General features: G+C 63.4%; 4 protein-coding genes. 1 reads left to right on the top strand and 3 read right to left on the bottom strand.

The window, feature by feature from the left end; all coding sequences use genetic code 11:
- The first annotated feature begins 9 nt into the window (after positions 1-9).
- Complete coding sequence (gene chrA / locus ACCQ08_RS25920) at positions 10-1224, top strand: chromate efflux transporter (RefSeq protein WP_373451375.1); 1215 nt, start codon at positions 10-12, stop codon at positions 1222-1224.
- 48 nt (positions 1225-1272) lie between these two features.
- Here chrA and ACCQ08_RS25915 read toward each other — a convergent pair whose 3' ends face one another.
- The 3 genes from ACCQ08_RS25915 to ACCQ08_RS25905 form a co-directional block, all read right to left on the bottom strand.
- The gene (locus tag ACCQ08_RS25915) at positions 1273-2793 is read right to left on the bottom strand and encodes an IS66 family transposase (RefSeq protein WP_373451374.1); all 1521 of its coding nucleotides are present in this window, start codon (positions 2791-2793) and stop codon (positions 1273-1275) included.
- A gap of 77 nt (positions 2794-2870) precedes the next feature.
- Positions 2871-3206, bottom strand: coding sequence for an IS66 family insertion sequence element accessory protein TnpB (gene tnpB, locus ACCQ08_RS25910; RefSeq protein WP_076195897.1), 336 nt, complete (start codon positions 3204-3206; stop codon positions 2871-2873).
- Positions 3203-3616, bottom strand: a complete 414-nt coding sequence (locus tag ACCQ08_RS25905) for a transposase (RefSeq protein ID WP_373451373.1) — start codon at positions 3614-3616, stop codon at positions 3203-3205. The genes tnpB and ACCQ08_RS25905 overlap by 4 nt, the downstream gene beginning before the upstream one ends.
- Between the last annotated feature and the right edge of the window lie 79 nt (positions 3617-3695).

Raw genomic sequence — 3695 nt, 5'->3', positions numbered from 1 at the left:
GATGCTGCACTGGCCGACGCTTTGCCGACAGGCGCTACTGCGCCACAAGGCTCGGCCATCGAGGTCTTCCTGGCCTTCTTGAAGCTCGGGCTGACCTCCTTCGGTGGGCCCGTCGCTCACCTCGGGTACTTCCGCACAGAGTTCGTTGAGCGTCGGGCGTGGCTGGACGACAGGAACTACTCCGACCTAGTCGCGCTCTGTCAGTTTCTGCCGGGTCCCGCCAGCAGCCAAGTTGGCATCGCGCTGGGCCTTGGGCGCGCAGGGTGGTTGGGGGCGTTTTTCGCGTGGGTCGGTTTCACTCTTCCGTCCGCCGTCGCCCTTATCCTGTTCGCGTTGGGCGTCACCCAATGGACCGCGCTAGCTCAATCAGGTGCGGTCCACGGTCTCAAGGTCGTTGCAGTTGCCATCGTCGCACAGGCCGTATGGGGCATGGCCAAGACTCTTTGTCCGGACCGTCTGAGGGCTGGCGTCGCCATCGGCGCCGCCCTGCTCGTGCTGGCCGTTCCGTCGGCGATTGGTCAGGTCGGCGCCATCGTCGCAGGCGGCATTGCCGGACGATGGGCGGTGCAACTCGGACACCTGCCTGGAGCAGAGCATCGCGACTATGGCGTCAGCAAACGGACAGGCGCGGCGCTGCTGTTGATGTTCGGCTTCTTGCTCGTGCTGTTGCCGGTTTTGGCGGCTGCTGTTCGGTCACCAGCACTGTCGGCCATCTCGTCGTTCTACCAAGCGGGCGCACTCGTGTTCGGCGGCGGGCATGTGGTGTTGCCGCTGCTGCAGGCGAGTGTCGTCCCCGCTGGCCTGGTCACCAACGATGCCTTCCTCGCCGGATACGGTGCCGCCCAAGCCGTGCCCGGTCCCTTGTTCACCTTCGCCGCTTACCTCGGGGCAGTGATGACAGGAACATTGGGAGGTTGGGTCGGTGGTCTGGCGCTCCTCGTTGCTATCTTTGTTCCCGCGTTCCTGATGGTGGCCGGCGCGCTGCCGTTCTGGGAGCCGCTGCGCCAGCGCTACGGTGTGCAGCGCGCGATGGCGGGTGTCAATGCGGCGGTGGTTGGCGTTTTGGCAGCCGCGCTGTACGACCCGGTATGGACGAGTGCCATCCATTCTCGCGCCGATTTCGGGCTGGCCCTGGCCGCCTTCGGCTTGCTGGTTTATGGGCGTCAGTCGCCTGTGCTGGTCGTGGCGCTTGCGGCGGCTGTCGGCTGGACAATCACGCCCTGAAGCCTGCGCTTCATCGTCATGGTCCGTGAGACGAACAGCCGTACTTGGCTAAGGAGGGCAGCTTATCGGCTGCCAGCGATGCGGCAACAGCTCATGTATCAAGCTGGCCCGTTGGGTTGGCAGGCGCGTCAGCACATCTTTGATATAAGAGTACGGGTCGTGACCATTGAGCCGGGCGCTTTGAATCAGGCTCATCACAGCCGCGCCGCGTTGACCGGCCCGCAACGAACCGGCGAACAGCCAGTTGTTACGCCCTATGGCTATCGGTCGGATTTGGTTCTCGATGTGGTTGTTGTCGACGGGCAGTTGCCCGTCGTCGACAAAGCGGGTCAACGCCTGCCAACGCCGCAGGCTGTAGTCCAGCGCTTTGGCTGTTGCCGTGCCATCCGTGACCTTCTGCCGGGTTGACAGCAGCCACGCGTGCAACGTATCGAGCAGCGGTTTTGAGTGCTCTTGGCGTGCCCGTTGACGCTCGTCGGCGCTGCAGGCTTTGAGTTCTCGCTCAATCTCATAGACCTGCGCGATGTGCTCCAACGCCCGTTGCGCCACCGGGCTCTTGGTCGCCGTGTGCAAGTCAAAGAATTTGCGCCGGGCATGGGCCAGGCAACCGACCTCGGTGACACCCTGCGCCATGAGCTGTTTGTAGCCACTGAAGTCGTCACATACAAGGCTCCCGCGCCAAGTGCCCAAGAAGGCTTTGGCGTTTTCTCCGGCGCGTGATGCACAGAAGTCATACACCACCGCCTTGGTGTCGTCGAACGCACCGGCGGCGTACGCCCACAGGTAGGCGCGGTGGGTCTTGCCGTGTCCTGGTTGGAGCATCTGCACCGGTGTCTCATCGGCGTGCACCACGCGGTGCTTCAGGATGTCTGCTTTCAAGGCGTCCACCAGCGGCTGGAGTTGCACCCCACAACTGCCCACCCAGGCGCCCAGCGTCGAGCGAGGAATGGCCAATCCGGCACGGCCAAAGATGGCCTCCTGGCGGTACAGCGGCAAGTGGTCGGCGAACTTGGCCACCAGCACCTGCGCCAATAGCCCGGTAGTCGGGATGCCTTTGTCGATGACGTGCGCCGCCACGGGCGCCTGCACCAGGGTCTCGCACTGGGCGCAGGCCCATTTCCCACGCAGATGGCGCTCGACACTGAAGACACCCGGCTGGTAGTCCAGCTTCTCGGCCACATCTTCTCCTATGCGTTGCATCTGACAGCCGCAACGGCAGGTGGTCGAATCTGGCTCGTGGCGAATGTCGATGCGCGGCAAGTTTGCTGGCAAGGGTTGGCGCTTCGGCTGGTCTTTGACGCGCGCCGGTATAGGTTCTGTGTTGAGTTCAGCCATCTCGTCATGAACGGCCTGCGTGTCCTCATCCAGCGTTTCTTCCAGCAGGCTTCGTTGCTCGGCGCTGAAGCGCTCGGACTGCGCCGCAAACTTCAGCCGCTTGAGCAGCGCGTTCTCATGCGTGAGCTTGTCGATGGTGGCTTGTTTGAAGGAGACCGTTTGGCGCAGCGACTGCACCATCTCACGCAGTTCGTCTGCGTTCAGATGGGAGAGCGTGTCGGTGGCAACGTCCATGAGGCAGAGTCTGCCAAACCAAGCCCTGCCCAGCTATCGGCACATCTCCCGATTGATGGTCACCGCCACGTCACGCGTCAGATGAGGGTGATGACGCCAGCCTCACCGAGACGCTGCCACGGTAGGCCCAGCACGAGGGCGTCGAGTTGCTCACGTTGAAGAGATTGCTGCGCCGTGCCGCCCGGTGAGGGCCAATGGAAGCGGCCTTGGTGCAACCGGCGTGCGGCCAGCCAGATGCCCATGCCATCGTGTACCAACACCTTCAAACGCGTGCCGCGCTTGTTGGCAAATAGGTAGGCCGTGTGCGGGTGTGCTGCACCGAACACCGCCACCACCCGCGCCAAAGCCGTCTCAGTGCCTGCACGCATGTCCATGGGCGTGATGGCCAGCCAAACGGCGTCGATGCGAATCACTTGAGCACCGCCGCCGCCCACTGCGCAAAGTGCGCAAAATCGGCCGCTGCGTGCATGGGCCACGTGATGCTCATCGACAGAGGCCCCTTGCGCAGCTCGACCTTGAGCTCGACCGCAACGGCCTCCGACGTGACACTGGGCAGGCGCAGGGGGATGAACTCTGGCATCGAGGTTGATGGGGCTGGTGTGCAGGGCGGTTGCGGTTCGATGCGCTGGTGGCATCCGGTGCGTGCATGCTCTTTGAGCCAGCGGTGCAGCACATTGGCGTTCATGCCATGGCTGTTGGCCAGGGCCGCGATGGAAGTTCCCGGTTCCAGGCAGGCGGCAACCAGCTCCGCCTTGAAGGCTGGGGTGTAGGTCCGGTGGGTGCGCCGAGCGGTGTATCTCGCAATGTCTGAGTCTTTGAGCATGGTGTGCACGATGGGTTGCGTGCACACGATGTTGCGAGACGGAGAGAGTCACTTCAAGATGGGTTCACCGCGCGCTTAC

The organism is Comamonas sp. SY3 (genome assembly GCF_041730275.1).
Taxonomy (GTDB): Bacteria; Pseudomonadota; Gammaproteobacteria; order Burkholderiales; family Burkholderiaceae_C; genus Comamonas; species Comamonas sediminis.
The sequence above is the reverse complement of the archived record's forward strand: the minus strand, read 5'-3'. Positions and strand labels throughout refer to the sequence as shown.